This window comes from Streptomyces cahuitamycinicus (genome assembly GCF_002891435.1).
GTDB classification, from domain to species: Bacteria; Actinomycetota; Actinomycetes; order Streptomycetales; family Streptomycetaceae; genus Streptomyces; species Streptomyces cahuitamycinicus.
Window position 1 is genome coordinate 1 of sequence record NZ_POUC01000435.1, and the last position, 6,558, is coordinate 6,558.

Annotated in this window: 7 protein-coding genes; 1 reads left to right on the forward strand and 6 read right to left on the reverse strand. The window is 72.9% G+C overall.

The window, feature by feature from the left end; genetic code table 11:
• A partial coding sequence (locus C1J00_RS35845; RefSeq protein WP_342751778.1) for a DUF6777 domain-containing protein occupies positions 1-816 on the reverse strand: 816 nt, incomplete at its 3' end.
• Positions 817-957: 141 nt separating this feature from the next.
• Between C1J00_RS35845 and C1J00_RS35850 the strand changes: the two genes are divergently transcribed.
• Positions 958-2,379, forward strand: a complete 1,422-nt coding sequence (locus C1J00_RS35850) for a lipase maturation factor family protein (protein ID WP_102913120.1) — start codon at positions 958-960, stop codon at positions 2,377-2,379.
• Here C1J00_RS35850 and C1J00_RS35855 read toward each other — a convergent pair.
• The 5 genes from C1J00_RS35855 to C1J00_RS35875 all read right to left on the reverse strand — a co-directional run.
• A complete protein-coding gene (locus tag C1J00_RS35855) occupies positions 2,367-3,200 on the reverse strand; it encodes an amidohydrolase family protein (protein ID WP_102913121.1) in 834 nt (277 codons plus the stop codon). The genes C1J00_RS35850 and C1J00_RS35855 overlap by 13 nt on opposite strands.
• Positions 3,200-3,514 carry an L-rhamnose mutarotase gene (locus tag C1J00_RS35860; protein ID WP_102913122.1) on the reverse strand — a complete coding sequence of 105 codons (315 nt, stop codon included), beginning with the start codon at positions 3,512-3,514 and terminating at the stop codon, positions 3,200-3,202. The genes C1J00_RS35855 and C1J00_RS35860 overlap by 1 nt, the downstream gene beginning before the upstream one ends.
• Complete coding sequence (locus C1J00_RS35865) at positions 3,511-4,497, reverse strand: aldo/keto reductase (protein ID WP_102913123.1); 987 nt, start codon at positions 4,495-4,497, stop codon at positions 3,511-3,513. Before C1J00_RS35865 ends, C1J00_RS35860 begins: the two co-directional genes overlap by 4 nt.
• Entirely contained in the window at positions 4,494-5,252 is a 759-nt protein-coding gene (locus tag C1J00_RS35870) for an SDR family NAD(P)-dependent oxidoreductase (protein ID WP_102913124.1), read from the reverse strand. Before C1J00_RS35870 ends, C1J00_RS35865 begins: the two co-directional genes overlap by 4 nt.
• Positions 5,249-6,558 (reverse strand): L-fuconate dehydratase (locus tag C1J00_RS35875; RefSeq protein WP_102913125.1); only part of this gene is annotated, 1,310 nt, incomplete at its 5' end. The genes C1J00_RS35875 and C1J00_RS35870, both read right to left, overlap by 4 nt.

Consider the following 6,558-nt stretch of genomic DNA (forward strand, 5'->3'; position numbering starts at 1 on the left):
GTGCGGCGGGGGTGTCACCCAGGCCGGTGGGGGCAGGGCCCGGTCGTGCCGTACGTCGTGGCCGGTACGGCGTTCGATCCAGGTCCTGAAGGCGGTGTCGATGATCGTGAAGCCGGTGACGGCCCGTGGGGCCGGGGTCACGACGATCACCCCGCCGGGGCGGTAACCGGGCCAGGGCGTGCCTCGGGTCACCGGCGTGCCGTGCCGCGCCGTCGGAGGGCGCAGCGGATTACCACAGGCGCAGCGCAGGCGCGGCAGGCCATGGTCGTCGACCAGGACGGCGGTGCCGGCCTGGAGGACGGACTGGTAGCGGGTGGTCCGTCCGGCCCGGTATCCGTGGCCGGTGACGCGGGTGTCGGCGCGCAGGACGACCGGCGTCAGTGCCCGCACATGGTCGGGGACGGACGCCAGGGCGATGCCCGCGACCTGGGCGAAGGCGCGGCCCCTGGCCGGGTCCCGGGTCAGATGGCCGATCTGCCGGCCGATGTCACAGCTGCCGGTCCGCTCGGTGCCGCCGTACAGGCCCGGCGTTCCGCCGGAGAGCGAGCGCGGTCCGCCCGCGTCGGTGAAGGCCCGTCCGGTGCCACCCGGCGTTCGCGGGGCGGGGGACGGGGTAGCCGCCGTGAGGGCCGTGGAATCCGTGAAGGGGTCGGGCCCCGGGTCGGCTGCCGGCTGGAGGAGGAGTTCACCACCGGTGGCCGCGTCGTCCCCGAGGTGGGTGGTGCCGCCGTTCACGGTGCTGCCGCCGCAGCCCGAGAGGAGGAGCGCCGTCGAGAGCACGCAGGCCAGGACGAAGGTCCCGGTGGGTGTCCGCACCTCGCCCTCCCGCTCACCTCGGCCCGTTTCCGGCCGTTCGTCACTATTGTTTGCTTCGCTCACTCGGGTCACGCAACCGGAGCGATTGTTCACGGCGCGTGACGCCGGGCTCATGCGCCGCACAGGGAGGAGCGCACGGCCGTGGAGTGGTTCACCGCATCCGACTACTGGCTGACCCGGCTGGTCTTCCAGCGGGCGCTGGCCGCCGTGTATCTGGTGGCGTTCCTGACGGCGGCCCTCCAGTTCCGCGCCCTGATCGGGCGGCGCGGCATGCTGCCGGTGCCGCGGTTCGTCGGGCGGGTGCCGTTCAGGCGGGCCCCGAGCCTGTTCCAGTGGCATTACTCGGACCGCTTCTTCGCGCTCTGCGCCTGGGCGGGCTGCGCGGTGGCGGCGGCGCTGCTGGCCGGGCTGGACTCGCTGCTTCCGCTGTGGGGCGGGATGCTGCTGTGGCTGGTGCCCTGGGTGCTGTACCTGTCGATCGTCAACGTCGGGCAGACCTGGTACTCGTTCGGCTGGGAGTCGCTGCTGCTGGAGGTCGGCTTCCTCGCCGTGTTCCTCGGCAACGACGAGGTGGCGCCGCCGGTCGTGGTGCTGTTCCTGCTGCGATGGATCCTGTTCCGCGTGGAGTTCGGCGCCGGGCTGATCAAGATGCGCGGTGACGCGTGCTGGCGCGAGCTCACCTGCCTGGACCACCATCAGGAGACCCAGCCCATGCCAGGCCCGCTGAGCTGGTTCTTCCACCATCTGCCCAGGCCCCTGCACCGCGTCGAGGTGGCCGCGAACCACGTCACGCAGCTCGTGGTGCCGTTCCTGCTGTTCACCCCGCAGCCCGTCGCGACGGCCGCCGCGTCGCTGATGATCGTCACCCAGGTGTGGCTGGTGCTGTCGGGCAACTTCTCCTGGCTGAACTGGATCACGATCGTGCTGGCCCTGTCGGCGGTGCGCTTCCCGGCCGATCCGCCGGAGGTGCCCGACGCACCACTGTGGTTCGTGATGGTGGTGCTCGCGGTGGCCACGCTGCTGGTGGGCCTCAGTTACCAGCCGGTGCGCAACATGCTGTCCCGCCGCCAGGTCATGAACCGCTCCTTCGACCCGCTCCATCTGGTCAACACCTACGGGGCGTTCGGCAGCGTGAGCCGGGTGCGGTACGAGGTGGTGGTGGAGGGCACCACGGATGACGCACCGCGTGCCGACTCGGACTGGCGGGAGTACGAGTTCAAGGGCAAGCCGGGCGACCCGCGGCGCTGGCCGCGCCAGTTCGCGCCCTATCACCTGCGGCTCGACTGGTTGATGTGGTTCGCGGCCCTCTCCCCCGCCTACGCCGACTCCTGGTTCGGCACGCTGGTGGAGCGGCTGCTGGAGAACGACCGGGACACCCTGAAGCTGCTGCGCCGCTCGCCGTTCCCGCCGGACGAGCCCCCGCGGTACGTGCGCGCCCGCCTGTTCCGGTACCGCTACACGACGTGGCGCGAGCTGCGGGAGACGGGCGCGTGCTGGGAGCGGACGTTCGTACGGGAGTACCTGCCGCCGACTCGTCTGGCGGGACCGGTTCAGAGGCCGTAGACGCGGGTGGCGGTGGTCTTGAAGACCTGCGGGTGGTCGTGCGGGTCGGTCAGCCGGCGCGTGGCGTCGAGGATGTCGCCGTACGTCGCGCCGAGTGTGGACACCGGCCAGTCCGAGCCGTACATCAGCCGGCCGGGCCCGAAGGCCTCCAGGGCCACGTCGGCGTAGGGGCGCAGGTCCTCGACGGTCCAGGAGGCGAGGTCGGCCTCGGTAACCAGGCCGGACAGCTTGGCGGCCGTGTTCGGCAGGGCTGCGAGGGCGCGCAGGCCGGACGCCCAGGGTTCGAGGGCGCCGGAGGCGACGGGTGGTTTGCCCAGGTGGTCGAGGACGAAGGTGAGGCCGGGCAGGTCCGCGGCGGCCCGGACGCAGGCCGGGAGCTGGTGGGGCAGGACGACGAGGTCGTAGACCAGCCCGGCGTCGGCGACGGCGGCCAGTCCGCGTCGGACGTCCGGGCGGAGCAGCCACCCGGGATCGGGCTCGCCCTGGACCTGGTGGCGGATGCCCTTGAGGTACCGCCCTCCGGGGAGTTCGAGCAGCCTGGCGAGTTCGTCGGCGACGTCGGGGCGGGTGAGGTCGGTCCAGCCGACGACGCCCGCGATCAGGTCGTGTCCGTCGGCCAGGGCGAGGAGTTCGGGGGTCTCCCCGGGCACGGTGACCGTCTGGACGAGGACCGTGCCGCCCACTCCGGCGGCGCTCGCCTCCGGTTCGAGATCCTGCATGGTGAAGTCGCGGCGGAGCGCGGCGAGTTCGGGGCCGGTGATCCAGTCCTGGTCCCGTACGGACAGGTCCCACACGTGGTGGTGTGCGTCGACCACGGTCATCACGGCAGCTCCTGGACGACGGGCAGGCCGGCGTCCGCGCCGTCGCCGGAGTGGTCGTGCACGACGTCCGGCAGGTCGGCCATGCGGGCCTGCCGGGCGACGTCGACCGGAAGTCCCTCCGGTTCGGCGAGGAGCCGGGCGCAGTCCTCGCCTTCCAGGACGTGGACGAGGTCGGTGCGGCTGCGCCGGATGGTCCAGGAGGTCGCCCCGGCGGCGCGGACGGCGTCCGTGAGTTCCTCGGGAACCTCGCGCTGGGCGGCCTCGTACTCCGCGACGCGGTCGGCGCGGACCCTGGTGTGGGGGGTGACTCTCATGACGGCTCCTCGCCGGGTACCGGGGCGTGGTCGGGCAGCAGGCTCCGCGCGCGCAGGTCCTGCCAGAAGGCGGCCGGGACGTGGGCGGCGAACTGGTGGGCGCAGTCGCGCACTTCGTGAGCGGAGCGGGCGCCGACGAGAACGCTGGCGACGGCCGGGTGGGCCGCGCAGAAGGCCAGGGCGGCGGCGCGCAGTGTGGTGCCGTGGCGGTGGGCGGCGGACTTCAGCCGCAGGGCCTTGTCTACCAGCGCGGAGGGGGCGGCGGTGTAGTTGTACGTGGCGCCGGGTGCGGGGTTCGCCAGCAGACCGGAGTTGAAGGCGCCGCCGATGACGACGGACCTGCCGCGTTCGTGGGCCGCGGGCAGCAGGCCGGTGAGGGCGCTCTGGTCGAGCAGGGTGTAGCGGCCGGCGCACAGGACCACGTCGACGTCGGTGTCCCGGACGAAGCGGGTGAGCATCTCCGCCTGGTTCATCCCGGCGCCGATCGCGCCGACCACGCCCTCGGAGCGGAGCCTCTCCAGCGCGGGGTAGCCCTCACGGAAGGCCCACTCGGCGTGGTCGTCCGGGTCGTGGAGGTAGACGACGTCGACCCGGTCGAGGCCGAGTCGTTCCAGGCTGGCCTCCAGGGTGCGGCGTACGCCGTCGGCGCTGAAGTCCCACACGCGGCGGTGGGTCGCGGGCACGGCGAAGCCGCCCGCCAGGTCGTCGCCGGTGCCGTCCCAGGGCTCCAGGCGGCGGCCCACCTTCGTGGAGATCGTGTACCGGTCGCGGGGGCGCCCGCGCAGGGCGGCGCCCAGACGGCGTTCGGACAGGCCGAGGCCGTAGTGCGGTGCGGTGTCGAAGTAGCGGATGCCCCGCTGCCAGGCGGCGTCCACGGCCTCGTGCGCCTGCTCCTCGGCGACCTCGGTGTACAGGTTGCCGATGGCGGAGGCGCCGAAGGACAGGGCACTGACCTCGACGCCGCTGCCGCCGAGCCGGTTCACCGGGCCACCGGGCGCAGCCGCAGACCCTGCATGCCGCCGTCGACGGCCAGTGCGGTGCCGGTGGTGGCGCCGGACAGGGGGCTCGCCAGGTAGGCGATGGCGCCCGCGACCTCGGCCGGGGAGACCAGACGGCCGGTGGGCTGGCGGGCTTCCAGGGCGGCGCGTTCGGCGGCCGGGTCGGGTGCGGCGTCGAGGAGGCGGCCGACCCAGGGGGTGTCGACGGTGCCGGGGTTGACGCAGTTGACGCGGATGCCCTCGCGGACGTGGTCGGCGGCCATGGCGAGGGTGAGGGAGTGCACGGCGCCCTTGGTGGCGCTGTACAGGGCGCGCTGCGGCAGGCCCGCGGTGGCGGCGACGGAGCAGGTGTTGACGATCGCCGCATGCCTTGAGGCGCGAAGGTGGGGCAGGCAGGCGCGGGTGGTGCGGACCATGCCGAGCACGTTGACGTCGTAGACGCGGTGCCACTCGTCGTCGGGGTTGTCCTCGACTGTTCCCCGGGCGCCGATGCCCGCGTTGTTCACCAGCACGTCGAGGCCGCCGCCGAGGCCGGCGACCGCGGCCGTGACGGCCTGGCGCACGGACGCGTCGTCGGTGACGTCCGCGCGGTGGGCGAGCAGCGGCTTGTCGACGGACGACGGGTCCAGGTCGAGGACGGCGACCTGGGCGCCGCGCTCGGCGAGGAGCTCCGCGGTGGCCCGGCCGATGCCGGAGGCGCCGCCCGTCACCAGGGCCTTCAGCCCCTCGAAGTCGCTCATCCGGCCTGCTCCTTCTGCGTCTCTTCGAGGTCGGCGGCCCAGAACGCGCCGCCCGGGTAGGTGTACCGCGCGCGCGACTCGGGCCGCATGGCCGCCGAGAAGCCCGGCGCGGTGGGTGCCGTGTAGTGACCTTCGCGGATCACCACCGGGTCGAGGAAGTGGTCGTGCAGATGATCGACGTACTCGATGACGCGGTCCTCGGTGGTGCCGGTGAGGGCCACGTAGTCGAACATCGACAGGTGCTGGACGAGTTCGCACAGGCCGACGCCGCCCGCGTGCGGGCAGACCGGCACACCGGACTTGGCCGCGAGCAGCAGGATCGCGAGGTTCTCGGGGACGCCGCCGACGCGGGCCGCGTCGATCTGGACGACGTCGAGCGCGCCGGCCTGGAGGAGCTGCTTGAACACGATGCGGTTCTGCACGTGTTCGCCCGTGGCGACCTTCACGGGAGCGACGGCCCGGCGGATCGCCGCGTGGTCGAGGATGTCGTCGGGGCTCGTGGGCTCCTCGATCCAGTACGGGTCGAACTCGGCGAGGGCCTTGGTCCAGCGGATCGCCTCGTCGACGTCCCAGCGCTGGTTGGCGTCGACGGCCATACGGACGTCCGGGCCGATGACGGAACGCGCCACGCGGCAGCGGCGGATGTCGTCGTCGAGGTCGGCGCCGACCTTGAGTTTGATCTGCCGGAATCCGTCGGCGACGGCCTCGGCCGCGAGCCGGGTCAGTTTCTCGTCGTCATAGCCGAGCCAGCCGGGCGAGGTGGTGTAGGCGGGGTAGCCGCGCTCCAGCAGGCGGGCCGTGCGCTCCTCGGCTCCCTGTCTGCCGCGGCGCAGCAGGGTCAGGGCCTCCTCGGGGGTGAGGGCGTCGGTGAGGTGGCGGAAGTCGATCTGGCGCACGAGCCATTCGGGTTCGGCCTCGGCGAGCAGCCGCCACAGCGGCAGGCCGGCGCGCTTGGCGGCAAGATCCCACACGGCGTTGACAACGGCGCCGATCGCCATGTGCATCACGCCCTTCTCGGGTCCGAGCCAGCGCAGCTGGCTGTCGCCGATCAGGTCGCGGTTCAGGGTGGAGGGGTCAGCGCACAGCTCGTCCAGGCCGCGGCCGACCAGGTGTCCGCGCAGCGCCTCGATCGCGGCGACCTGCACCTCGTTGCCCCGCCCGATGGTGAAGGCGAATCCGTGCCCCTCGTGCCCGTCCGGCGCGTCCGTGCGCAGGACGACGTAGGCCGCCGAGTAGTCGGGGTCCGGGTTCATCGCGTCGGAGCCGTCGAGTCGGCGTGAGGTGGGGAAGCGGATGTCGTGGGTGT